Genomic DNA, 23,803 nt, shown 5'->3' with positions numbered 1-23,803 from the left:
ACGGAGGCGCTGGCTGGCCCCATTCGCACCCCGACGCTATGACCTGCGCATTTGTCGTTTCTTGGGTTGGTGGGGCCCGATTGAAGCTGTTGACGGTGGGGAGGAGTGGAGTAAGGTGGAGCATCGTGGAGAGGGCGAATTCTCCACTCGGGAGTGAGGGGGGTGAGCGTGTGTTTCTCGGCACCCACACACCTCGCCTCGACCAGAAGGGACGGCTGTTCCTTCCCGCGAAGTACCGCGACGAACTGTCGGGGGGGTTGGTGATCACGAAAGGCCAGGAGCGCTGCCTCTACGTCTTTCCGGCGGCCGAGTTCAGCCGCATCACCGACGCCCTGAGCTCGGCTCCGGTCACTGCCAAGGCGGTCCGCGACTACAGCCGCGTCCTCTTCGCCAGCGCGTCGGACGAGTCCTGTGACAAGCAGGGCCGGGTCACGGTCCCTCCGAAGCTGCGCGAGTACGCGGGCCTGGACCGCGACTGCGTCGTCATCGGTGCCAACACGCGTCTGGAGATCTGGGACGCCGCCGCGTGGTCGGAGTACGAGACGGACCAGGAGCAGGTGTTCTCGCAACTCTCGGAGGAGGTGCTGCCCGGGGTGCTGTGAGAGCGGGGCGGTCTCTTCCGCTCCCGCGAACCAGCACAGGATCCATGCAAGGCCGGGACCGGTAGAGGTCTCCGGAGACGGTCACACGAGCTGGCGCGACTTCCCCGGTGCCAGACCGTGAGCGAGCGCCCACCGAGAAGGTGGACAATAGCGGCCGTGTCCGGAGGCCCGCCGGAACTCCGGACGGGGCCACGCGACAGGACACCGTGGAGCGCGCCCAGTGCGCTACACGGACTCAGGGGGAGACCGCGACAGCGTGGAGGAACAGCACCGCATGGGGGACCACCGGCAGCACGAGCGGCCCGACGGGCACGGCTCACCGCACAGCAACCACGACGACGCACCGCAGGCGGACGGATCCGTGCCGCAGGAGCCCGGCGGGGCCGCTGCACACGTCCCGGTCATGCTCGATCGGATCGTGGAGCTGCTCGCCCCTGCGCTCAGCCGCCCCGGGGCGGTTCTCGTCGACGGAACCCTCGGCCTGGGAGGGCACTCCGAGGCCCTGCTCGCGGCCTGCCCCACCATGCGACTGGTCGGTGTCGACCGGGACACCACGGCTCTGGAGCGCAGTGCCAGGCGCCTGGCGCCCTACGCCGACCGGACCCACTTCGTACACGCCGTCTACTCCGACATTCCGCACGCTCTCGACGAGGCCGGGGCGGAGACGGCCGACGCGATCCTGCTGGACCTCGGCGTCTCCTCACCGCAGCTGGACGAGACGGACCGGGGCTTCGCCTACGCCCAGGACGCGCCCCTGGACATGCGCATGGACCGCACCCAGGAGCTCAGTGCGGCCGAGGTCGTCAACGACTACCCCGTCGCCGAACTCACCCGGGTCCTGCGCACCTACGGCGAGGAGCGCTTCGCCTCCCGTGTGGCGAGGGCGATCGAGCGCCGCCGCGCGCAGGGCCGCATCGACTCCACCCGTGAACTGGCCGAGCTGGTCCGGGAGGCGATCCCCGCGGCCACCCGGCGCACCGGCGGCCACCCCGCCAAGCGCACCTTCCAGGGACTGCGCATCGAGGTCAACGCCGAACTCTCGATCCTCCGGGAGACCCTGCCCGCCGCGATCTCCCGCCTCGGGCTCGGCGGCCGCATCGCGGTGCTGTCCTACCACTCCCTTGAGGACCGGATGACCAAGAAGGCCCTCGCGGCCCTGGCCACCGACACCACACCCGCCGACCTTCCGGTCCCCCTCCCGGACCGCCAACCGGAACTCCGGCTCCTCACCAGGGGCTCGGAGTCTCCCACGGACGAAGAGAACGAACGCAACCCGCGCGCACAGTCGGCACGCCTGCGGGCGGCCGAACGTGTGCGCTGGCCGTCGCGGCAGTAGGGAGAGCAGATGGGCACGAAGACGGACACGCGCCGCACCACGAAGGGGCGGGGAACGGGATCGAGGCGTACCGGGGCCACGGGGAGCCCCGCGGCGGCCCGGCGTCCCCCGCGTCCCGCGTCGACGGCACGGAGCACCCGCTCCGGCGGTGCGGGGACCGCACCGAGGATCCCCTTCGTCCTGCTGATCCTGTGCCTGCTCGGCGGCTCGCTGGTGGCCCTCCTGGTACTGCGCAGCGTCGTCGCCCAGGAGGCGTACGCCATCACCAGCCTTCAGTCGGAGAACCGCGAACTCTCCTACACGGAGCAGCAGATGGAGGACACCGTGGCGCATCTGGAGGCCTCCGAGCGCATCTCGAGGGAGGCCGAGGAGATGGGTATGGAGCAGGGCGAGGCCCCGCTCTTCCTCGACCTGGACAACGGTGGGATCACCGGGGACCCCGGGAGCGGTGAGTGAGCAACCCCCGGGACCGAGGCCCCCGCGACCCCCGCAGGCCCGGAGCCGCAGGCCGCTCCGGTGCCCGGCCCAGCAAACGCCCCCAGCGTGAACCCCGGCGTCCGGCCGGTGCCGCCCGTACGCGCGGCGGCGCCGGCACCGGCTCCCGGGGGAGCTCGGCGCGCCAGGTGAGGAGGGGCGGCGAGCGGCCCAGGCGCAGGAACCCGGCACCTCCGCCCCCGCCTCCGCCGCTGCTGCGCCGTACCTTCCGCCCGGGCGAACCGGCCAAGCGGATCAAGGTCGCCGGGGCCATCATCGTCGTCATCATCATGCTCTTCGCCGGGCGGCTCACCCAGATCCAGGGGTTCGAGGCCGAGACCTACGCGGAGGCCGCCGCCAACCTGCGCCTGCAGACCATCGAGATCCCGACCCTGCGCGGCCAGATCACCGACGCCGACGGCAAGCCCTTCGCCCTGTCGGTGGAGGTCCGCAACGTCTTCGTCGACCCCCAGGAGGTCGAGGATGACGAGCGCGACGAGCTCGTGGACGAGCTGGTCACCCGCTTCGGCCTGGAAGAGGAGGAGGTGGGGGCCAAGGTCGACGCCACCCCCAGCCGCTACCAGGTGGTGGCCACCGAGGTCGCACCCGCGGACTGGCAGGAGATGCGCGACCTCGGCCTTTCCGGGGTGGGCGCCGAGGTCGACTACAAGCGTGTCTACCCGGACCAGACCGGCGCCGCCGACCTGGTCGGCTTCGTCGGTTCGGAGGGGTACGGCCTGGAGGGCCTCGAGGGCTACCTCGACGGCACCCTCGCGGGGGAGGCGGGAAAACGCCAGGTCGAGGTGGGTCGCGACGGCACCCAGATCCCGATGGCCGGCGGCCTGGCCAGCGAACCCGAGCCGGGCCAGGACGTGCGCCTGACCCTCAACGGCGACCTGCAGTGGTACGCCCAGCGGGCGCTGGCCGAACGGGTCGAGGAACTGGACGCCGCGGGCGGCAGCGTCGTCGTCACCAACACCGACCACGAGATCCTCGCGATGGCGGACTACCCGACCTACGTGCAGGGCGACATCTCCGCCAGCGGGCCCGAGGACTGGTCCAACGGGGCGGTGGCCACGACCTTCGAGCCGGGCAGCACGAACAAGGTGATCACCGCGGCGGCCGCCCTGGAGGAGGGCCTGACCACCCCGGATACGGTCTACACCGTGCCCTACGCCCTCCGGTACTACGACCGGACCTTCCGCAACTCCACCAACCACGGCACCCAGCGCCTGACCGTCAACGGCATCATGGCCCAGTCCAGCAACGTCGGCACGATCAAGATCGCCGACCAGGTGGGCCGCGGGGTCCTGCACTCCTACCTCACGGACTTCGGTCTGGGGCAGCCGACCGGCCTCGAACTACCGGGCGAGGAGGCGGGTGTGCTCACCGACCCCGACGACTGGTGGGGCACCCAGCTGCCGTCGGTGTCCATCGGGCACGGCCTGACGGTGAACGCCACCCAGATGGCGTTGGTCTACGCCACCGTCGCCAACGGCGGGGTCCGCGTCGAACCCCGGCTCGTCGCCGGCACGGTCGACCCCGAGGGGGAGTTCACGCCCGCCGACGAACCCGAGCGGACCCGGGTGATCAGCGAGGAGACCGCCGACCAGCTCGCCCTGATGCTGGAGGCGGTCACCAGTGACGAGGGCACCGCACCGCAGGCCCGGATCGACGGTTACCGGGTGGCGGGCAAGACCGGTACCGCCAACCGGCTCGACCCCGAGACCGGTGCCTACAGCGAGGGCGACTACACCGCGACCTTCGCGGGGTTCGCCCCCGCGGACGACCCCGAGCTGATCGTCCAGGTGGTGCTGCACGATCCGGAGGACACCTACTACGGCGGCGAGGCCGCGGGGCCGGTGTTCAACGACATCATGTCCTTCGCGCTCAAGACGATGAAGGTTCCGCCGACGGAGACCGAGCCCCCGGCGATCCGCCTGATCGAGGAGGAGGACGCGGGCTGATCCGGGCCCGCGGTGCCCGAGGCCCGTCCGAACCGCGGTGATCCTGCTACCAGGGGCGATTTCGGCGCCGGACCTGCCCCTGGCGGCAGGATCCGGCGAAAGGAGGGGTTCACCGGGGGAGCGCGTCCACCCGGGCGCGGACGGAACGCACGTGCTCGGGGCCGGTACGGCAGCAGCCGCCCACGAGGACGGCGCCGTCCTCGCACCATCCGGCGGCGGCCTCCCCGAACCCCTCCGTGTCGCCGCTGCCCGTCCAGCGTCGGCCCCGGGCGTCCCAGACCTCACCCGAGTTGGGGTAGGCCACCGAGGGCAGTCCCGCCGCCGCGACCTCGGCCAGCAGTGACGGCACGTTCCGGGGCGGTACGCAGTTCACCCCCACCGCCACCAGCAGCCCCCGCCGGTACAGCGGGGCCAGCTCGGCCGCCACCTCCCGCAGCGGGGTGCCGTCGCTGATCCGGGTGCCGTCCGCGCAGGAGAAGCTGAACCACGCCCGGACCCCCGGGGTCCTGGACAGCAGCCGAGCCAGGGCCCGGGCCTCGGCCAGGGAGGGCAGGGTCTCACACGCCACCAGGTCCGCCCCGGCCCCGGTCAGTACCCGCCACCGCTCCCGGTGCCAGGAGTACAGGCCCTCCTCGTCCAGGTCGTAGGCGCCGGTGTACTCCGAACCGTCCGCGAGCGCGGCGCCGTAGGGTCCCACCCCTGCGGCCACCAGCCCCGAGCCGCACGCGTCCCGCTCCGTGAGCGCCAGCTCCACCGAGCGGGCCAACAGGCCCAGCGCCTCGCTCCGGGAGTACCCCCGCGCGGTGAACGCCTCCACGCTGGCCTGGTACCCGGCGGCGATCGCCACGTCCGCGCCCGCCTCGAAGTAGTCCCGGTGCACCCGCGCGATCAGTTCCGGCTCCTCGGCGAGCAGCCGTGCCGACCACAGCCCGCCGCCGAGATCGCGTCCGTAGGCCTCCAGACGCGTCGCCAACCCGCCGTCGAGCACCAGCGGAAATCCACCCACCGACAACCCCTCCCCAGACCGTCGCTCACCGGGGCGCCCGGTTCCGGCGCACCCCGGGCCAGCGAATCACCGAAGAACGCAGCGTGGAAATTACCAGCAGGCCCCCCGCAGCCGTTAACCTCCACACGTGCCACCGGTAATGCGACCTGAACACACCAAACTCCGTCCACTGTCCGCCCTCGCAACGCTGCTCGGGCCGGACACCACACTTCTGCGCCCGGACCTGAGCGCGGACCGTCCAGCCGAGATGCCCGGCCGGGAGGTGCACGTTCGCGGCATCACCCACGACTCGCGCAAGGTGCGCCAAGGCGACCTTTACGCCGCCCTGCCCGGAAGCCGCGCGCACGGCGCCGACTTCTCTCAGCAGGCCGCCGAGGCCGAGGCCGCGGCCATCCTCACCGACGCGGCGGGGGCCGACCGCGCCGCCGAGACCGGCCTGCCCGTGGTGGTCGTGCCGGACGCGCGAGCCGCGCTCGGCACGGCGGCGGCCTGGGTCTACGACGACCCCGCCAAGGACCTCCTCCTGGTCGGCACGACCGGCACCAGCGGAAAGACCACGATCACCTACCTGATCGAGTCCGGTATGCGCCAGGCCGGGATGAGCACCGGCCTGGTCGGCACCGTGGAGATGAGGGTGGGCGACGAGCGCGTCGCCTCCTCCCTGACCACCCCGGAGGCCACCGACCTGCACGGCCTCTTCTCGGTCATGCGTGAGCGCGGCGTCACCGCCGCCGCCATGGAGGTCTCCAGCCACGCCCTGGCCCTGGGGCGCGTCGGCGGTACCCACTACGACGTCGCCGTCTTCACCAACCTGTCCCAGGACCACCTCGACTTCCACCCGGACCTGCGCGACTACTTCGAGACCAAGGCGCGCCTGTTCACCCCCGAGTACTGCGACATCGCGGTGGTCAACACCGACGACCGCTTCGGCCGCGCGCTCGTGGACATGGTCCAGGGGCGGGGCGACGTCCCGGTGACCACCTTCGCCGTGCAGGGCTGCTCGGACGCGGGTCCCGAGAACGGTATGGAAGCCGACTGGAACGCGGTGGACGTCGAACTGGGCGCTACCGGCAGCACCTTCCGCATCGTCGGACCGGGCGGGATGGAGGCCCGGGCGTCCGTGGCGCTGCCCGGGCCGTTCAACGTCTCCAACGCCATGGCGGCCATCGTCGGCCTGGTCGAGGCCGGTCTGCCCCTGGAGACCGCCATCGCCGGTGTGGCCGCGGCGCCGGGCGTACCGGGCCGCATGGAGTCGGTGGAGGTCCGCGATCCCGGGGGCGGCCAGGACTTCGCCGCGCTGGTGGACTATTCGCACAAGCCCGGTGCCATCGAGGCCGTGCTGGGCGCCCTCCGGGCCACCACCGAGGGCCGGGTCACCATGGTGGTCGGCTGCGGCGGTGACCGTGACCGGGCCAAACGCCCGCTGATGGGCGAGGCCGCCGCACGCCTGGCCGACCAGCTGATCATCACCAACGACAACCCGCGTACCGAGGACCCCGTCTCCATCGCCACCGCGATGCTGGAGGGCGTGGCCAAGGTACCCGAGGACCAGCGGGCGCGTGTCACCGTCGAGTTCGACCGCGCGGAGGCCATCGGCCTGGGTGTGCACCGCACCGGACCCGGTGACGTGGTCGTGGTCGCGGGCAAGGGCCACGAGACCGGCCAGTACGTCAAGGGCGAGGTCCTGCCCTTCGACGACCGCGAGGTCCTGCGGGGGGCCATCGAGGACGCTCTGCGCACCCGTGCGAGCGAGCGGCTCGGCAACGCGCTCCAGGACGTGCACAAGACGCCTGAACAGCTCTGACCCCACGACACGCGGGGACGCGCCACACACGGTGCGGTCCGATTTCCGGGGCACGGCCGTGAGCCGTGTCCCGGTGGTGCCTGTACCCGCACGCGTACGGATCATGGGCGGCCGGACCACCGACGATCACGAAGTGGAGCATATTGCTCCACACAGGGCCCCGTCGGGACCCCCGACACCTCAACATGTTCTAAGGTAGGTCCGGCAATCGCAGCCCGACACGTGCCGCCCACAGTGGCGCCCACGGCCCGGTACGAAGCCGGCAACCGTCGCCCGGCGCGGCACCGCGCGCACGGTATCCGCGGTGCCATCCCCTGACCCGAACCCGAGGCCGGGTGGCCAACGCCCCTGGGGCGTCGTGGGCCGGGCCTGACATGAGGAGTGGATTTGATCGCGCTCACGCTCGATCGGATCGCTGAGATCACCCAAACCGCCATCGGCGGATCAGCGCGCCCCGACGCCGTCGTCCACGGCCCCGTCGTCATCGACTCGCGACAGGTGGAGCCAGGAGCGCTCTTCGTCGCCCTGAGCGGTGAACGGGTCGACGGACACGACTTCGCCGAGTCCGCCGTCGCCGCCGGTGCGGTGGCGGTTCTGGCCTCGCGCCCGGTCGACGCCCCCCACCTGCTGGTGGACGGCGGCGACGACGAGGTGGTGGCGGCCCTGGCCCGGCTGGCCCGGCACGTGGCCACCGAACTCAGCGACCCCGCGCGCGGAACGGCCAGGACGGAGGTCGTGGGGATCACCGGCTCCTCCGGGAAGACCACCACCAAGGACCTGGTCGCCCAGGTCGTCGAGCGGATGGGCCCCACCGTGGCCCCCGCCGGCTCGTTCAACAACGAGATCGGCCACCCGCTCACGGTGCTCCGCGCCGGCACCGGAACCAAGCACCTGGTGCTGGAGGTCGCGGCCCGCGGGATCGGGCACATCGCCCACCTGTGCCGTGTCGCCCCGCCCCGGATCGGCATCGTCCTCAACGTCGGCAGCGCCCACATGGGCGAGTTCGGCGACCGTGACGCCATCGCCAGGGCCAAGGGCGAACTCGTCGAGTCCCTGCCGCCCGGTACCGACCGGCGCGGCGAGGGCGGCGTGGCCGTCCTCAACGCCGACGACCCCCGGGTGCGCGCCATGTCCTCGCGCACCACCGCCCGCACGGTGCTCTACGGAACCTCCGAGGACGCCCAGGTGCGCGCCACCGACGTCGCCCTGGAAGCTGACGGCGCCCCGTCCTTCACCCTGGACCTGCGCGGCCGCACGGCCCGGGTCCGGTTGGGTCTGGTCGGCGCCCACCAGGTCAGCAACGCGCTGGCTGCCGCGGCCGTCGCCGACGAGCTGGGCATGGACATCGAAGACATCGCCGCCGCCCTGGGTGCGGCGACCCCGGTCAGCCGTTGGCGGATGGAGGTCACCGAACACCGCGGTGCCACTCTCGTCAACGACGCCTACAACGCCAACCCCGAGTCGATGCGTGCGGCGCTGACCACCCTGGGCGCGCTCGCCCGGGGCCGCCGGTCCATCGCCGTGCTCGCCCACATGGCGGAGCTGGGCGATGACGGCCACGCCGAACACGAGAGGGTGGGTGAACTGGCCGCAGAGACCGGTGTGGCCCACCTGGTCGTGGTGGGTGCGCAGGCCGAGGGGATCGCCGTCGGCGCTGAACGCGCCGCCCAGCAGGGGCGGTGGCGCGGTGAGAGCATCCGGGTTCCCGACGCGGAGGCGGCAGCCGACGCGGTGCGCGAACGGATGCGCACAGGAGACGTCGTCATTGTGAAGGGATCGCGCGTGGCTGCGCTCGAAAGGGTTATCGACCTCATCACCAAGGGTGATGTCCAGTGATCGGCATCACCGTAGCGGCGGGGCTTTCGCTGATTGTCTCCATGCTGCTCATGCCGCCGCTGATCAAGCTGCTGTACCGGTTCAAGTTCGGGCAGGAGGTCCGCGACGACGGTCCCGAGGGCCACAAGACCAAGCAGGGCACGCCCACCATGGGCGGCATCGTCATCATCCTCGGCGCCGTCATCGGCTACTTCGGTTCGCACCTGGCGCTGTGGAGCACCCCCACGGCCTCCGGCCTGCTGGTGATGTTCCTGTTCGTCGGCATGGGCTGTGTCGGTTTCCTGGACGACTTCATCAAGATCTACAAGCGTCGCAGCCTGGGCCTGCGCAGCGGCGCGAAGATGGTGGGCCAGGCCGTCGTCGGCGTGGGCTTCGCCTACGGCGTCACCCAGTTCCCCAACGGGTACGGCTACACCCCGGCGGCCCCCCAGCTGTCCTTCCTCCGCGACTTCGGACCGCCGCTGATGATCGGCGTGTTCGTCATCTGGGCGCTGTTCCTCATCGTCGGTTTCTCCAACGCGGTCAACCTCACCGACGGCCTGGACGGCCTGGCCACCGGCGCGACCATCCTGTCGCTGTGCGCCTACGTCATCATCGGCAACTGGCAGCTGCGCCAGTCCTGCGTGGAGGCCCTCACCTCCAGCTGCTACACGGTCCGCGACCCCTTGGACCTCGCCGTGGTGGCCTCCGCCGTGCTCGGCGCCTGCATCGGCTTCCTGTGGTTCAACGCACCGCCCGCCAAGATCTTCATGGGTGACACCGGCTCGCTGGCGCTGGGCGGACTCATCGTGGGTCTGGCCATCACCACCCGCACCCAGCTCCTCCTGCTGCTCATCGGCGGCCTGTTCGTCATCATCACCATGTCCGTGATGGTCCAGATCACCTCGTTCCGCCTCACCGGCAAACGGGTGTTCCGGATGGCCCCGCTCCAGCACCACTTCGAGCTCAAGGGCTGGGCCGAGACCACCATCGTGATCCGTTTCTGGATCATCCAGGGCCTGTTCATGGCGATCGCCATCGGACTGTTCTATCTGGAATGGATGCCAAGGTAGAGGCATGCCGCACCACGACCCTTCCGCCACACCCCACTCCGCCGAACCCGCCGGGGTCCAGGACCCCTTCGCGGGCGCACGGGTCTGCGTCGCCGGTCTCGGCGTCTCCGGTCCCCCCGTCGCCAGGGCGCTCCTGGCCCGGGGCGCCCGGGTGGTCGTCGTGGACGGACGCGACGACGAGACCACCCGTCGCGCGGCCGCCCCGCTGACCGAGGCCGGAGCCGAGGTCGTCCTGGGTGACACTCCGCTGCCCGAGGACTGCGACCTCGTCGTCACCTCGCCCGGCTGGCGCCCCGACTCCCCGCTGCTCGCGAGGGCCGCCGAGGCCGGTGTCGAGATCATCGGGGACGTGGAGCTGGCCTGGCGGCTCAAACCCGCCGACCAGGTGTGGCTCGCCATCACCGGGACCAACGGCAAAACCACCACCGTGCGCATGCTGGAGTCCATCCTGCGCGCGGACGGGCGGGACGCGCTCGCGGTCGGCAACGTCGGGACCCCCGTCGTCGAGGCGGTGCTGCCCGACGCCGACGGCCGTGTCCACGACATCCTCGCGGTGGAACTGTCCAGTTTCCAGCTGCACTGGTCCAACAGCGTCCGCCCGTACGCGGCCACCGTCCTCAACATCGCCTCCGACCACCTGGACTGGCACGGCGGGCTCGAGCCCTACGCCCGGGCCAAGGGGAGGGTCTTCGCGCGCGGGACCATCCGCGTGGTCAACACCGCCGACGACTGGTCGGTGCGCCTGGCCGAGGAGGAGGGCGACCCGCACACCCCGCTGGTGGGCCTGCGTCTGGACACCCCCAGGGCCGGTGAGCTCGGTGTGGTCGAGGACCTGCTCGTGGACCGCGCCTTCGTGGAGCAGCCGCACAGCAGCGCCGAGGAGCTCGCCACCCTGGGCGATGTGCGTCCGGCCGCGCCGCACAACGTCGCCAACGCCCTGGCCGCCGCCGCCCTGGCCCGCTCGGTGGGGGTCGCACCTGCTTCGGTGCGGGCCGGACTGGTCGCCTTCGTCCCCGAACCCCACCGCATCGCGCACGTGGCCTCGGTCGGCGGTGTCGACTACGTGGACGACTCCAAGGCCACCAACCCGCACGCCGCGGCGGCCTCCCTCAACTCCTACGCCCGTGTGGTGTGGATCGCGGGCGGTCTCCTCAAGGGCGCCGAGGTCGACGACCTCGTGGCCGGGGCGGCGGGCCGCCTGCGCGGCGCGGTGCTGATCGGCGCCGACCGGGAACGCATCCGTGAGGCCCTGGCCGAACACGCCCCGGACGTGCCGGTGGTGGAGGTCGAGGGACCTGCCGCCGAGGCGCCACCGGAGCACACGGTCATGGACGCGGTGGTCGCTGAGGCCGCCGCCCTGGCGGAGGAGGGCGACACGGTGCTGCTGGCTCCGGCCGCCGCCTCCATGGACATGTTCACCAACTACCCGGAGCGCGGACGCTTCTTCGCCGAGGCCGTGCACCGGCTCGGCTGAGCGACCGCGGAGGTTCTGGTCCGGGCGCCGGCGGGGTTTCGCCGGCGCCCATCGTGAACGGCGTGTAGCCGAGTGGAGCCCGTGCGTCACCAAAGGCGCGCGGGCTCCCTCCTGTCCGCCCACTGTGCCCCTCGCCACGGCCAAAGATGGCCAACACGCGGGAAATGTCCACGGTTCCCGACCCGCCGGTACGCAAGTATTGAGGCGCGAATCGTGCGGAGGGTGTGGATGGCGGCGACGACAGCGGTCGGTGGGCGCGACCGGGTGCTCTGGCGTGAGTGGGCCCGGTCCCTGGACCGACCCCTCACCTCCTACTACCTGATCCTCAGTACCGGGGTGATGCTCATCGCCCTGGGGCTGGTGATGGTGCTGTCCTCGACGATGGTCAACTCCATCACCGAGACCGGGTCGGCGTTCTCCGTGTTCCAGCGCCAGCTGGTGTCGGCGATGATCGGCCTGCCGTTCATGGTGATCGCCTCCCAGCTGCCCCTGTGGATCTTCCGGATCGTCGGCTACCCGGCCATGATCGTGTCCGTCGCGCTGCTGCTGCTGACCGCCTTCCAGGGCACCGAGGTCAACGGCGCGATCCGCTGGCTGGAGGTCGGCGGCGTCCTCGTGCAGCCCTCCGAACCCGCCAAACTCGCCTTCGCCCTGTGGGGGGCCAACATCCTCGCCCGCAAGGAGGAACTCAAGGAGCTCACCGAGTGGCGGCACCTGCTCATCCCGCTGCTGCCCGGTTGCGGGCTGCTCACCCTGCTCGTGCTCCTGGGGTCGGACCTGTCCACCACCCTGGTCCTCCTGCTCACCTTCCTGGGGCTGCTCTGGGTGGTGGGAGCTCCGGGCAAGCTCTTCGTGGGCATGTTCTTCCTGGTCCTGGGGTTGGCCGGGATCGTCATCGCCATCGAGCCCTTCCGGATCACCCGCATCACGGCCTTCCTCGACCCCGGGGCGGACCCCCAGGGCGCCGGCTTCCAGTCCCTGCACGGCCTCTACGCCCTGGGCACCGGCGGGATCTTCGGCGTCGGTATCGGCGCCAGCCGGGAGAAGTGGGGCTTCCTGCCCTTCGCCGAGACCGACTTCATCTTCGCCATCATCGGCGAGGAGTTCGGGCTCCTCGGCACCCTGCTGGTGCTGTGCCTGTTCGGCATGCTCGGCTACGCCGGGCTGCGCGTGGCCTTCCGGGTCAAGGACCCGTTCTCCCGGCTGGCCGCCTTCGCCATCGTGACCTGGATCCTCGGCCAGGCGATGATCAACATCGCCGCCGTCATCGGCCTGGTCCCCGTCACCGGTATCCCGCTTCCGCTGGTCTCCTACGGAGGCTCCTCGCTCATCCCGACGATGATCGCGCTCGGGGTGCTGCTCGCCATCGCCCGCAGCGAGCCCCAGGCGCAGAAAGCCCTGGCGGCCCGGGGTCCCAGTTGGGTCCAAAGGGCTCTAAGCTGGCTTGGCCTGGACAACATCGTCGCCTCCGTCCACAAGAGGAGCGGTCCGACGGTCCCCAGGAGCACCACCACGCCTCGTGCCCCGGGCAAACCGGAGGCCCGCGGCACCAAGACAACGGTCAAGAACAAGAGCGGACCGGTCCCGGCGGGTGACCGGCCAAGGAGGAATCGGCGACGATGAGGGTAGCCCTAGCCGGAGGCGGCACGGCCGGGCATATCGAGCCCGCACTCTCCCTTGCGGACGCGCTGCGGCGCATCGACCCCGACACGGAGATCCTCTGCCTGGGAACGGAGCGCGGGCTGGAGACCCGGCTGGTCCCCATGCGCGGCTACGAACTGGGCCTGATTCCGGCGGTCCCCCTGCCGCGTCGACTCACCCCGCAGCTGCTCACGGTCCCCGGCAAGCTCGCGGGTGCGCTGAGCGCCGCGGGCGAGCACCTGGACAAGCTCCAGGCCGACGTCATCGTCGGTTTCGGCGGCTACGTCGCCACCCCCGGCTACCTGGCGGCCCGGCGCCGGAAGATCCCCATCGTGGTGCACGAGGCCAACCCCCTGCCGGGCCTGGCCAACCGGCTCGGTGCGCGGCTCACCCCCCACGTGTTCACCGGGCACCCCCACACCCAGATCCGCAACGGGCGCTTCATCGGCATCCCCCTGCGCCAGCAGATCACCTCGCTGGACCGGCTGGCCATGGGTGACAAGGCCCGCGCCTACTTCGGTCTGCGCCCGGACCTGCCCACCCTCCTGATCTTCGGCGGCTCCCAGGGCGCCCAGCGCCTCAACGAGACCGCCTTCAACGCAGCCGCGGCCTTCCGCGACGCGGGTGTCCAGGTCCTGCACGTCGTCGGCCCGAAGAACGCCGACGAGCCCCAGGACCTCACCCAGGACGGCGTCCCCTACGTCGCCGTCCCCTACGTGGACCGCATGGACATGGCCTACGCCGCAGCCGACGTGGCCATGTGCCGTTCCGGTGCGATGACCTGTGCCGAACTCACCGCGGTGGGTCTGCCCGGTGCCTTCGTGCCCCTTGCCATCGGCAACGGGGAACAGGCACTGAACGCCGAGCCGATCGTCCAGGCCGGCGGCGGCCTGTCGATCGGCAACGCCGACGTCTCGGTCGAGTGGATCACCGGCCAGCTCATCCCGCTGCTCACCGACACCGACCGGGTCGTGGCCATGTCGGAGGCGGCCTCCCGGATGGGCCGCCGCGACGCCGACACGGAACTGGCCCGGGAGGTCATGGCGATCGCCCGGGGCGACAAGCCCACCCCCGAACTCCCGTTGCCCGAGGACGAGGGCGACGACGTTTTCTACGACGACGGTAAGGACGCAAGATGAGCCTGGTCCAGCCGACCGACCCGGTCCCCGTCGACGAGCTCGGCCGCACCCACTTCATCGGCCTGGGCGGCGCCGGCATGTCCGGTATCGCCCGCGTGCTGCTGCAGTCGGGGGTCGAGGTCTCGGGCAGCGACGCCCGCGACAGCGAGACCCTGCGCGAACTCGAACAGATGGGCGCCGAAGTCCATGTGGGCCACGCCGCCGAGAACCTGGGCAAGGCCGAGACGCTCGTGGTCTCCTCCGCCATCCGCGAGGACAACCCCGAACTCGCCGAGGCGCGCAGCCGCGGCATCCGCATCCTGCCCCGTGCCGCGGCCCTGGGCGCCCTCCTGCTGAACCGCGAGGGCATCGCGATCTCCGGCACCCACGGCAAGACCACCACGACCTCCATGGTCACCGTGGTCCTCCAGCACCTGGGCGCGGACCCCGGTTACGTGATCGGCGGCAAACTGGTCACCACCGGCCTGGGCGCCGACGCCGGGATCGGCGAGGCCATCGCGGTGGAGGCTGACGAGAGCGACGGGTCCTTCCTGATGCTCTCGCCCAAGATCGCCGTGGTCACCAACGTCGAGGCCGACCACCTGGACAACTACAGCGGCATCGACGAGATCCACGCCAACTTCGCGTCGTTCGTCGACCGGGTCGAGCGCACCCTGATCGTCGGGATCGACGACCCGGGCGCCCGCACCGTCGCCGAACTCGCCCGTGAACGCGGCAGGAGGGTGCTCACCTACGGCGAGGCCGAGGACGCGGACTACCGGATCACCCGGATCCGCGCCCGCGGTTTCACCACCGAGTTCACCCTCCAGACCGCCACCGGTGACCCGATCGACGGCACCCTGGCCGTCCCCGGGCTCCACAACGTCCTGAACGCCGCAGCCGCGGTCGCCGTCGCCGACGAACTCGGCCACGACCTGGAGGTCGCGGTGGAGGGCATCGCGGACTTCGCCGGGGCCGCCCGCCGCTTCGAACTCAAGGGCGAGGGCAACGGTGTGGGTGTCTACGACAGCTACGCCCACCACCCCACCGAGATCGACGCCGACCTGCGCGCCACGCGTGCCGCACTGCGGTCGTTCGCCGAGGACGCGGAGGAACAGATCCCCCAAGGCCGGGTCGTCGCCGTGTTCCAGCCGCACCTGTACAGCCGGACCCGTATCTTTGCCGAGGAGTTCGCGCAGGCCCTGAGCCTGGCCGACGAGGTCGTGGTGATGGAGGTCTACGCGGCCCGCGAGGACCCCGAACCCGGGGTCACCGGCGAGCTCATCACCTCCCGTGTGTCCCACGACCGGGTCCGGTACGTGCCGGGCCGGGACGAGGCCGTGCGTCGGGCCGCCGAACTGGCCCGCCCCGGGGACATCGTCCTCACCATGGGCGCGGGCGATGTCACCGAACTGGGGCCGCGGATCGTGGAGGCGCTCGCGGAGGTGGCAGAAGGCACGGAAACCAGCTAGAGGAGCACACGTGGGCGCTGACCGGACCAGGGCGAAGAACGGGGCCGCGCCGCGTCGGAGGTCGGACCCCTGGAAGGTCGCCTTCGCGGTACTGCTCGTCGTCTCCCTGATCTGCGTGGTCACGTGGGTGCTGCTCGGCTCCCGGCTGCTGGTCGTGCGTGACGTCGCCGTCACCGGCCTGGACCGGGTGCCGAGGGAGGAGGTCGTCGCGGCCGTGGCCGTGGACACGGGGACCCCGTTGATACGGGTGGACCTGGACCGCGGCCGCGAGCGCGCCGAGAGCCTGGACCTGGTCGAGTCCGCGAGGGTGACCCGGGGCTGGCCCGCGACCCTCGAGGTGGAGGTCGTTGAGCGCAGACCCCTGCTCGCCGTCCGGGTGGGGGAGGAGTACCGGCTCGTCGACGGTGACGGGGTGCGCATCGAGGACTCACCGACCCGTCCCGGCACCCACCCGCTGGTCCGGGTCACCGGAGAGATCGAGGGGAACGACGAGGTCCGGGCGGCGGCGGACATCGTCGAGGGCGCCCCGGACTCCCTCATCGCCCAGATACAGCTCATCGACGCCACCGACACGGAACAGATCACCGTCGAACTCGGCAACGGTGCCCTCGTGGAATGGGGCCGGGCACAGGGCGCCGAGGACAAGAGCGAGGTCCTGCGGGTGCTGATGCGTGAACACCCGCCGGAGGAGGGGCGTGTCTACGACGTCGGAACCCCGGACTTGGCCATCGTCCGGTGAAACGTTTCCCAAGGGAGGGGAGCGCGGGGGAGAGCCCGGGGCAAGGGGCTGTTGGGGCCACGGGCACGGTCGTGGACCCGCCGACCGACAGGCGCCGAGGACATTCCAGACGCGACGCGCCGAGTGCGCACTTCGCTTCCCCGCGTTATACGACGTTAGGCTGAAGCTGTCTTCGGTTGCCCGTACTCGACAGTCCGCTTACTGTCGGGAAGCACAACCACTGTCAACCACGCAGTAAAACACGCTTTTCGGGGTACTCAGGAACCGTTTCGCCCCCGCTTCGCGGAGCGGGCCGTATCCAGACCGTCAGGGTCGGACGGCAGACGCAGGACGGTACCGGTGACCCCGGGTCCTCCACAGGCGGCCGCTCACGCGGCCGCCGGGCGGGAGCACCCGAAACGCACACTGTAGAACCGGATGCCGAACCGCCGGCGCACCCGTTGGCCACCGGCCAGCGGACGCGGAGACGGAACGGCGTATGCGAGCGGAAAGGCCCCTCGTCGTGGCAGCACCGCAGAACTACCTCGCGGTCATCAAAGTCGTCGGCATCGGCGGCGGCGGTGTCAACGCCGTCAACCGAATGATCGAAGAGGGGCTCAAGGGCGTCGAGTTCATCGCGATCAACACCGACGCGCAAGCGCTGCTGATGAGTGACGCGGACGTCAAGCTCGACGTCGGCCGTGAGCTCACCCGTGGCCTGGGCGCAGGCGCCAACCCCGATGTCGGTCGCAAGGCCGCGGAGGATCACCGTGAGGAGATCGAGGAGGTCCTCAAGGGGGCCGACATGGTCTTCGTCACGGCCGGAGAGGGTGGTGGAACCGGTACCGGCGGAGCCCCCGTCGTCGCCAACATCGCCCGTTCCCTCGGCGCGCTCACCATCGGAGTGGTCACCCGGCCCTTCGGTTTCGAGGGCAAGCGCCGGGCGACCCAGGCCGAGTCGGGGATAGCGATGCTCCGCGAGGAGGTCGACACCCTCATCGTCATCCCCAACGACCGCCTGCTGTCCATCTCGGACCGACAGGTCAGCGTGTTGGACGCCTTCAAGGCGGCCGACCAGGTCCTGCTCTCCGGTGTCCAGGGCATCACCGACCTGATCACCACGCCGGGCCTGATCAACCTGGACTTCGCCGACGTCAAGTCGGTCATGTCGGGGGCAGGATCGGCGCTGATGGGGATCGGATCGGCGCGAGGGGACGACAGGGCCGTCGCGGCGGCCGAACTGGCGATCTCCTCACCGCTCCTCGAAGCCAGCATCGACGGCGCACACGGTGTACTCCTGTCCATCCAGGGCGGCTCCGATCTGGGTCTCTTCGAGATCAACGAGGCCGCGCAGCTGGTCGCCAACTCGGCCGCACCCGATGCCAACATCATCTTCGGTGCCGTCATCGACGACGCCCTGGGCGACGAGGTGCGGGTCACCGTCATCGCGGCGGGCTTCGACGAACCCGAGGTCACCGGCGCCGTGGTGCGGGAGCGCCAGCCGGTGGACCCTCCTGAGGCCGTCGCCCCCACGGCAGGCATCACGTCCGGTGGGGAGGAGCCGTCGGCCAGGACGGCGCCGTCCACCGCGGACGCGAGCGGGGCGCCGGCCACCAGCATGCCGTGGATCACTCCCTCCCGCCCGGCCCAGCCCGCGCAGGAGGCCTCACGGCCCGCCATGCCGCCGGTCCAGCCGCCGGTCGCTCCGGAGCCGGCCGCTCCGGAGCCCCAGCGTGCCCAGGCCCCGGTCCAGCCCGAGCAGCCCCAGGGCAACGGCCACCAGGTCTCCTACCCCGAGCCCGAGCCGGCCGCTCCGGAGCCGCAGGCCGCCCCCGCCGAGGAAAGGCCCGCACCGGAACCCGAACCGGAGCCCGAGGCCGAGCAGGAGACCCAGTCGAGCCACATCCACGCGGTCTCGGACGCCTCCGAACGCCGCGGCGAGGTTCCCACGCCCCGGCGCCGAGTCATCTTCGACGACCCCGACGACCTGGACGTGCCGGAGTTCCTGAAGTAGTCCGCCACCATCCCGGTACCATCGACGTGTCAGCGGCCCCGACCCTCGTGGCGGGGCCGTCGCCGCCCCCGGAGGCGGAACCGTCCGGTTCCCCGCGGGGCCGAGGGAAGGACCGCGTCGATCCGATGGGGAACATCATCGACCTGGGACACGGTGTCCGTGCCGCCGTCACCGAACGCAAGGGCGGGGTGAGCCGGCCGCCGTTCGACTCGCTCAACCTCGGACCGGGGACCGGTGACACCCGGGAGGCGGTCACCGCCAACCGGGCCCGAGCGGCCGAGGACCTCGGGTTCGGCGTCGAGCGGATCGTGTGGATGAACCAGGTCCACAGCGCCGACGTGCTCGTGGCCACCGAGCCCGGCGGAGTCGGTACCTGCGACGGTGTGGTGACCACCCGCCCGGACCTGGTGCTCGCCTCGATGGCGGCGGACTGTCTGCCCGTTCTGGCCGCCGACGGCGAGGCGGGGGTGCTGGGCGCGGCCCACTCGGGACGGCTGGGCACCGCGCACGGCGTGGCCGTCAACCTGGTGGACACCATGGTCGCCCAGGGCGCCCGACGCGACCGGATCACCGTCTTCCTCGGACCGGCCATCTGCGGCCGGTGCTACGAGGTTCCGCCCGACCTCCAGGCCGAGACCGCCGCACGGACCCCGGAGGCGGCCTCGACCACCAGGCAGGGCAGCACGGGTGTGGACATGACCGCCGCCGTCACTGCCCAACTGGGCCGAGCCGGGGTCGGGGACGTCCTCGCTGACGGCCGCTGCACCCTGGAGAGCCCGGAACTGTTCTCCCACCGCGGGGGCGCGCCCACCGGCCGGTTCGCCTCCTTCCTCTGGCGCGACTGAGGTCTTCGCCACCCCGGCCCGCGGAGGAGTTCCGAGGGCCTGAGCCGCGCGGTCCTCCGGCGGGGCCGCAACCGGCCACACCCCAGCCATATCCGGCCACAGCAGTAAAGAGAAGGAATACCCGTGTCACACACCGATCCCGCGCGCACCGAGCAGATCCGCGCCAATCTCCGGGCCGCGCGGGCCAGGATCGAGGAGGCCTGCGAGAAGGCCGGCCGCGACCCCTCGGAGGTGTCGCTGATCGGAGTGACGAAGACCTACCCGGCCAGCGATGTGCGCATTCTCGCCTCTCTGGGGGTCACCGACGTCGGGGAGAACCGTGACCAGGAAGCGGCCCCGAAGGCCGCGGAGACCGCGGATCTCGGTCTGACCTGGCACTTCGTCGGCCAGTTGCAGACCAACAAGGCGCGCTCTGTGGCCTCCTACGCGGATGTGGTGCACTCGGTCGACCGGGCCAAACTCGCCAGGGCGCTGGGCGACCGGGCCGCTGCGGCGGGTCGGAGTCTCACCTGTCTGGTACAGGTCAACCTGGACACCGGTTCCGAGGCCGGGGTCATCGGCCCGCGTGGAGGTGTGGATCCGGCGGACGCGGTCGGGCTCGCGGAGCGGATCGCCGAGCACGGGGCGCTCACCCTCGGCGGTGTGATGGCGGTCGCCCCCCGCGGCACAGACCCGGACGCGGCCTTCGCCCGCCTCCAGGAGGTGGCGGGGGTGATCCGGGATCACTACCCTCGGGCAACGGTGGTCTCCGCGGGGATGAGCGGGGACCTGGAGGCAGCGATCGGACGGGGCGCGACACACCTGCGACTCGGTACGGCGTTGCTCGGCTCCCGGGGACCGATCGTGGGGTAATGTCCCCACATAGACCTTGGGGCCTGTCTGTGGCGTTCGCCCGAATGGACGAACACCCCGTGTACGCGGGGCGCAGGGGCCGAAGACGGAGGAGTCGGCTGCGGTGAAGGCCGCGGGGACGACGGAGGACATGAGATGGCCGGCGCGATGCGCAAGATGGCGGTCTACCTCGGCCTCGTGGAGGACGACCGTTACGATCACCGCTATGCGGACGAATATGATGAGTTCGACGATTTCGACGAGGGCGTGGAGGAGCAGCGTGACCGCGACGCTGACACTCCGCGAGGCGAGGAAGTACGAGGCGAGGACGTGCCGGACTCCGGCGACTACCTGGGAACGGGTGAGCGACGCAGTGGTACGGCCATGACTGCCTCAACCGCCGACCTGGCTCGGATCACCACGCTCCATCCACGTACCTACAACGAGGCGCGTACGATCGGAGAGCACTTCCGGGAAGGTACACCGGTGATCATGAACCTGACCGAGATGGTCGACAGCGACGCCAAGCGTCTCGTCGACTTCGCGGCTGGTCTGATCTTCGGTCTCCATGGCAGTATCGAACGCGTGACCAACAAGGTGTTCCTGCTGTCCCCGGCCAACGTCGAGGTGACCGCCGAAGACAAGGCGCGGATCGCCGAGCGAGGGTTCTTCAATCAGAGCTAGATCATCACATTTGTCCAGAGATTGGGTCGGGGAACGACCGTGAGTATCGTCCTGTCCGTGCTGTCCTTCCTGCTGCAGCTGTTTGTCTTCGTGCTGATAGCGAGGGTGGTCCTGGAGATGGTGCAGTCCTTCTCCCGGACGTGGCGGCCCACCGGGTTCGTGCTTGTGCTCGCTGAGATCGTGTACACGATCACCGATCCGCCACTGAGGTTCCTGCGCAGGTTTATCAAGCCGATCCGGCTGGGGAGTATCGCACTCGACCTGAGTGTGCTGGTCCTCTTCTTCGCCGTGATCATCCTCCAGAGCATTCTGGGGAGCCTGATACTCAGCGTGGGGTAGGAGGCGGGGGCGGAAAGGACAGCCCCTGATTCCGATATGTGGTCTTGGTCATGATCTGGATTGCCGTAAGGTCACGATCAGGTAGCGTCCCTACGGACAGACTCCAAGCGCGCCAAGGAGACGAACATGCCGCTGACACCCGCCGATGTGCGGAACAAGCAGTTCAGTACCACCCGGCTCCGACCCGGGTACGACGAAGAAGAGGTCGACGCCTTTCTCGACGAGGTCGAGTCCGAGCTGGACCGGCTGATCCAGGAGAACGAGGAACTGCGCGGCAAGCTCGCCGAGTGCCTGCGGGGCAAGGTCCCCAACGCCGGCATGCAGGACTTCCAGCAGCCCCAGGAGCAGCAGGCCCCCGAGGCGCCGCAGCAGATGGAGCAGATGCGCCCGGAGCCCGTCCAGGCGCAGCAGCCCGTCGAGCCCCAGCCGCCCGCGCCGCAGCAGCAGATGGCGATGACCGGTGCGAACCTGGCCATGGGCGGCGAGGAGAACATGGACACGGCGGCCCGTGTCCTGGCGCTCGCCCAGCAGACCGCCGACCAGGCGATCTCCGACGCCCGCCGTGAGGCGGACGAGACCCTCGGCCGCGCCCGCCACGAGTCCGAGGACATCCTCGGCAAGGCCCGCCGCCAGGCGGACCAGATCATCGGTGAGGCCCGCGCCCGCTCGGAGAACCTCGACCGGGACGCCCAGGAGCGCCACCGTCAGGTCATGGGCAGCCTGGTTCAGCAGCGCGAGGAGCTCGAGCACAAGGTCAACGTGCTCAAGGACTTCGAGCGCGAGTACCGCAGCCGCCTGAAGGACTACTTCGAGCGCCAGCTGCGCGAGCTCAACGAGGAGGGCAAGCCGGTCGAGCCCAACCCGAACACCACGGGCGGCTTCCAGACGATGGCTCCCCAGACCGGCGGGGCACCCGCGCTCCAGCAGCACGGCCCCGGCGGCAACCCGTTCGGTCAGCCCGAGCCCGCCCAGCACGGTGGCTTCCACCCGGGCGAGGCTCCGCACGAGCGTCGCTGACCCGTCAGCGGCCATGCGGCTCCGAACAACTGAAGACTCCGGCTCCACACGTGTAAAGGCCCTGGTCGACCCGTGATCCTTAGCCTCCTCGCCACCGTGGCGGTGTTGGCGGCCATCGCCGTCATCGCAGCTGCCCTGGTCCTCGCCGAGACCACCCTGGTGTACATCGCCCTGGGACTCGGCGGGCTGAGCGTGCTCCTACTGTTGGGCGCGATCATCCAGGGGCGGTTCGGCGGGACGAGAACGGACACGGAACGGACGGACGGTTTGGGGAAGGCGTCCGTCCCCGTGGAGGCCGCCACAGCGGCCGACACGGCCCCGGCCCGACCGTGGGAACCGGAGGAGTCTCGGCGCGCACCCGCACCGGCTGGCCAGCCGGTGCGGGAATCCGCCGTTTCGGAGCAGCCCGTCAGCGACCGGAACCGGACGGCCGCCGACGAGACCGAAGAGGAAGCGGAGTTCGAGATCCCCCGCTGGCAGACCCCCACTGTCGGAAGCTGGCCGGAACCGGCCCTCCGGGACGAGGCGCCGGTCGGAGCCGACAGCCCGGCCGACGCGGGGCCGGAGACGGTGGAGAACGAACCCGGGCACGGCGTGACCACCGCCGAGCACACCCCTGGCGAGGAGGCTCCCGCGCCCGGAGGGACCTCCGCGGAGGAGGACCCGGACGAGGACCCCGGGGAAGAGCCCGCCGCACCCGGCGCCGAAGAGACCGGGACCGCCTCCGAGTCCGACGCCCCGGGCAGGGCGTTCGCCTACCGCATCCCCGCGGCCGTCACCGGCGAGGCCGACCGGGACCACGGGCCGACCCCTGGCGGGGACGGACCTCCCGTCACCGAGGACACGGCCCGGGACATCGAAGCGCCCGCCGGGCAGCAGACAACCGCTTCCCGGGACACGGTCCCCGAAGAGGCCGCACCCGGGGCCGAGACACCCCACGAGTACTCCGAGCCGGTGACGGACACCGAACCGCTGCAGAGCGTTGAGCGGCCCGAACCCGAAGCCGAGCCCGAGCTGGACGGGGCCGCCGACGCACCCCGGGAGACCCCCGCGCAGGCCCCCGGCGACGAGGAGCGGCCCGCCGGGGACGGGGAGAGGGCTGGGACCGGTACCGCGGCATCGGCGGACACCGCCACCGATGGCCTGGTCCGCGCCTCCGAGAACGCGGACCAGGGGCCGCAGGGCGCGAAGAAGGGGGCCGACGAGGCCGCCGAGGAACCCGAGGGGACCCCTGAGGAGGACCGGACCGCCGACGAGGCCCCCGCCGACGACGTGGCGGTGGCCGGGGACGGTGACTCGGTCCTGGCCTACGCCGCCATCCTCGACAACGAGGGCGCCACCACCCCGGACACGGACACCCCGGACACGGACACCCCGGACCCCGGCTCCGGGGGGACCGAGGAGGACACGGCCCCGGAGCGGTCTCGGCCCGACCGGACCGAGGACGGAACCGAAGAGCGCGTCGGCGCCACCGGCGAGGAGCCGACCGACGAGGTCGGCGAGGACCCCAGGAAGCAGCCGGACTCCTCCTACACCGGCTGACCTCCCCCGGACAGCCCCGAAGGGCCCCGCT

The 23,803-nt window shown here is 71.1% G+C and carries 20 protein-coding genes; 19 read left to right on the top strand and 1 reads right to left on the bottom strand.

Features of this window, described 5'->3' with window-relative positions; all coding sequences use genetic code 11:
- The first annotated feature begins 170 nt into the window (after positions 1 to 170).
- The 4 genes from mraZ to AC0VYD_RS17925 all read left to right on the top strand — a co-directional run bounded on the left by mraZ (position 171) and on the right by AC0VYD_RS17925 (position 4,379).
- Positions 171 to 602, top strand: a complete 432-nt coding sequence (gene mraZ, locus AC0VYD_RS17940) for a division/cell wall cluster transcriptional repressor MraZ (RefSeq protein WP_475476658.1) — start codon at positions 171 to 173, stop codon at positions 600 to 602.
- A 274-nt stretch (positions 603 to 876) separates the two neighbouring features.
- Positions 877 to 1,938, top strand: coding sequence for a 16S rRNA (cytosine(1402)-N(4))-methyltransferase RsmH (rsmH, locus tag AC0VYD_RS17935; protein ID WP_475480297.1), 1,062 nt, complete (start codon positions 877 to 879; stop codon positions 1,936 to 1,938).
- A 9-nt stretch (positions 1,939 to 1,947) separates the two neighbouring features.
- Positions 1,948 to 2,394, top strand: a complete 447-nt coding sequence (gene ftsL / locus AC0VYD_RS17930) for a cell division protein FtsL (protein ID WP_475476657.1) — start codon at positions 1,948 to 1,950, stop codon at positions 2,392 to 2,394.
- Positions 2,391 to 4,379, top strand: coding sequence for a peptidoglycan D,D-transpeptidase FtsI family protein (locus AC0VYD_RS17925; protein WP_475476656.1), 1,989 nt, complete (start codon positions 2,391 to 2,393; stop codon positions 4,377 to 4,379). The genes ftsL and AC0VYD_RS17925 overlap by 4 nt, the downstream gene beginning before the upstream one ends.
- A 109-nt stretch (positions 4,380 to 4,488) precedes the next feature.
- Here AC0VYD_RS17925 and mmuM read toward each other — a convergent pair whose 3' ends face one another.
- The gene (gene mmuM, locus AC0VYD_RS17920) at positions 4,489 to 5,385 is read right to left on the bottom strand and encodes a homocysteine S-methyltransferase (protein ID WP_475476655.1); all 897 of its coding nucleotides are present in this window, start codon (positions 5,383 to 5,385) and stop codon (positions 4,489 to 4,491) included.
- Positions 5,386 to 5,524: 139 nt separating this feature from the next.
- On the opposite strand from mmuM, the gene AC0VYD_RS17915 reads away from it, so the two are divergent.
- From AC0VYD_RS17915 to AC0VYD_RS17845, 15 genes are all read left to right on the top strand, one after another.
- Positions 5,525 to 7,189, top strand: a complete 1,665-nt coding sequence (locus AC0VYD_RS17915) for a UDP-N-acetylmuramoyl-L-alanyl-D-glutamate--2,6-diaminopimelate ligase (RefSeq protein ID WP_475476654.1) — start codon at positions 5,525 to 5,527, stop codon at positions 7,187 to 7,189.
- Between the two features lie 387 nt (positions 7,190 to 7,576).
- Positions 7,577 to 9,025 (top strand): UDP-N-acetylmuramoyl-tripeptide--D-alanyl-D-alanine ligase, encoded by a 1,449-nt coding sequence (locus tag AC0VYD_RS17910; RefSeq protein WP_475476653.1) that lies wholly within the window; start codon positions 7,577 to 7,579, stop codon positions 9,023 to 9,025.
- Positions 9,022 to 10,077 (top strand): phospho-N-acetylmuramoyl-pentapeptide-transferase, encoded by a 1,056-nt coding sequence (mraY, locus tag AC0VYD_RS17905; protein WP_473038831.1) that lies wholly within the window; start codon positions 9,022 to 9,024, stop codon positions 10,075 to 10,077. The genes AC0VYD_RS17910 and mraY overlap by 4 nt, the downstream gene beginning before the upstream one ends.
- A gap of 4 nt (positions 10,078 to 10,081) precedes the next feature.
- Complete coding sequence (gene murD, locus AC0VYD_RS17900) at positions 10,082 to 11,551, top strand: UDP-N-acetylmuramoyl-L-alanine--D-glutamate ligase (protein WP_475476652.1); 1,470 nt, start codon at positions 10,082 to 10,084, stop codon at positions 11,549 to 11,551.
- 228 nt (positions 11,552 to 11,779) lie between these two features.
- The gene (ftsW, locus tag AC0VYD_RS17895; RefSeq protein WP_475476651.1) at positions 11,780 to 13,174 is read left to right on the top strand and encodes a putative lipid II flippase FtsW; all 1,395 of its coding nucleotides are present in this window, start codon (positions 11,780 to 11,782) and stop codon (positions 13,172 to 13,174) included.
- Positions 13,171 to 14,331 carry an undecaprenyldiphospho-muramoylpentapeptide beta-N-acetylglucosaminyltransferase gene (murG, locus tag AC0VYD_RS17890; protein ID WP_475476650.1) on the top strand — a complete coding sequence of 387 codons (1,161 nt, stop codon included), beginning with the start codon at positions 13,171 to 13,173 and terminating at the stop codon, positions 14,329 to 14,331. The genes ftsW and murG overlap by 4 nt, the downstream gene beginning before the upstream one ends.
- On the top strand, positions 14,328 to 15,782 hold the full coding sequence (gene murC / locus AC0VYD_RS17885) for a UDP-N-acetylmuramate--L-alanine ligase (protein WP_475476649.1): 1,455 nt from the start codon (positions 14,328 to 14,330) through the stop codon (positions 15,780 to 15,782). The genes murG and murC overlap by 4 nt, the downstream gene beginning before the upstream one ends.
- Before the next feature lie 10 nt (positions 15,783 to 15,792).
- Positions 15,793 to 16,521 carry a cell division protein FtsQ/DivIB gene (locus AC0VYD_RS17880; protein WP_475476648.1) on the top strand — a complete coding sequence of 243 codons (729 nt, stop codon included), beginning with the start codon at positions 15,793 to 15,795 and terminating at the stop codon, positions 16,519 to 16,521.
- Positions 16,522 to 17,023: 502 nt separating this feature from the next.
- Entirely contained in the window at positions 17,024 to 18,514 is a 1,491-nt protein-coding gene (gene ftsZ, locus AC0VYD_RS17875; RefSeq protein WP_475480296.1) for a cell division protein FtsZ, read from the top strand.
- Positions 18,515 to 18,639: 125 nt separating this feature from the next.
- Positions 18,640 to 19,359 (top strand): peptidoglycan editing factor PgeF, encoded by a 720-nt coding sequence (gene pgeF, locus AC0VYD_RS17870; RefSeq protein WP_475476647.1) that lies wholly within the window; start codon positions 18,640 to 18,642, stop codon positions 19,357 to 19,359.
- A 123-nt stretch (positions 19,360 to 19,482) separates the two neighbouring features.
- On the top strand, positions 19,483 to 20,211 hold the full coding sequence (locus AC0VYD_RS17865) for a YggS family pyridoxal phosphate-dependent enzyme (protein ID WP_475476646.1): 729 nt from the start codon (positions 19,483 to 19,485) through the stop codon (positions 20,209 to 20,211).
- A gap of 135 nt (positions 20,212 to 20,346) precedes the next feature.
- Positions 20,347 to 20,874 carry a cell division protein SepF gene (locus AC0VYD_RS17860; protein ID WP_475476645.1) on the top strand — a complete coding sequence of 176 codons (528 nt, stop codon included), beginning with the start codon at positions 20,347 to 20,349 and terminating at the stop codon, positions 20,872 to 20,874.
- Between the two features lie 39 nt (positions 20,875 to 20,913).
- Positions 20,914 to 21,213 (top strand): YggT family protein, encoded by a 300-nt coding sequence (locus AC0VYD_RS17855; RefSeq protein WP_475476644.1) that lies wholly within the window; start codon positions 20,914 to 20,916, stop codon positions 21,211 to 21,213.
- Between the two features lie 126 nt (positions 21,214 to 21,339).
- A complete protein-coding gene (locus tag AC0VYD_RS17850) occupies positions 21,340 to 22,230 on the top strand; it encodes a DivIVA domain-containing protein (protein WP_473038839.1) in 891 nt (296 codons plus the stop codon).
- Between the two features lie 72 nt (positions 22,231 to 22,302).
- Positions 22,303 to 23,772 carry a hypothetical protein gene (locus tag AC0VYD_RS17845; protein WP_475476643.1) on the top strand — a complete coding sequence of 490 codons (1,470 nt, stop codon included), beginning with the start codon at positions 22,303 to 22,305 and terminating at the stop codon, positions 23,770 to 23,772.
- Positions 23,773 to 23,803 lie beyond the last annotated feature (31 nt).

This window comes from Nocardiopsis sp. iso_40 (assembly GCF_056173285.1).
The sequence above is the reverse complement of the archived record's forward strand: the minus strand, read 5'-3'. Positions and strand labels throughout refer to the sequence as shown.

Coding starts and splice junctions, on each gene's coding strand:
- rsmH (WP_475480297.1), top strand. CDS start 877: ATGGGGGACCACCGGCAGCACGAGCGGCCCGACGGGCACGGCTCACCG.
- ftsL (WP_475476657.1), top strand. CDS start 1,948: ATGGGCACGAAGACGGACACGCGCCGCACCACGAAGGGGCGGGGAACG.
- AC0VYD_RS17915 (WP_475476654.1), top strand. CDS start 5,525: ATGCGACCTGAACACACCAAACTCCGTCCACTGTCCGCCCTCGCAACG.
- murD (WP_475476652.1), top strand. CDS start 10,082: ATGCCGCACCACGACCCTTCCGCCACACCCCACTCCGCCGAACCCGCC.
- ftsW (WP_475476651.1), top strand. CDS start 11,780: ATGGCGGCGACGACAGCGGTCGGTGGGCGCGACCGGGTGCTCTGGCGT.
- murG (WP_475476650.1), top strand. CDS start 13,171: ATGAGGGTAGCCCTAGCCGGAGGCGGCACGGCCGGGCATATCGAGCCC.
- murC (WP_475476649.1), top strand. CDS start 14,328: ATGAGCCTGGTCCAGCCGACCGACCCGGTCCCCGTCGACGAGCTCGGC.
- pgeF (WP_475476647.1), top strand. CDS start 18,640: ATGGGGAACATCATCGACCTGGGACACGGTGTCCGTGCCGCCGTCACC.
- AC0VYD_RS17860 (WP_475476645.1), top strand. CDS start 20,347: ATGGCCGGCGCGATGCGCAAGATGGCGGTCTACCTCGGCCTCGTGGAG.
- AC0VYD_RS17850 (WP_473038839.1), top strand. CDS start 21,340: ATGCCGCTGACACCCGCCGATGTGCGGAACAAGCAGTTCAGTACCACC.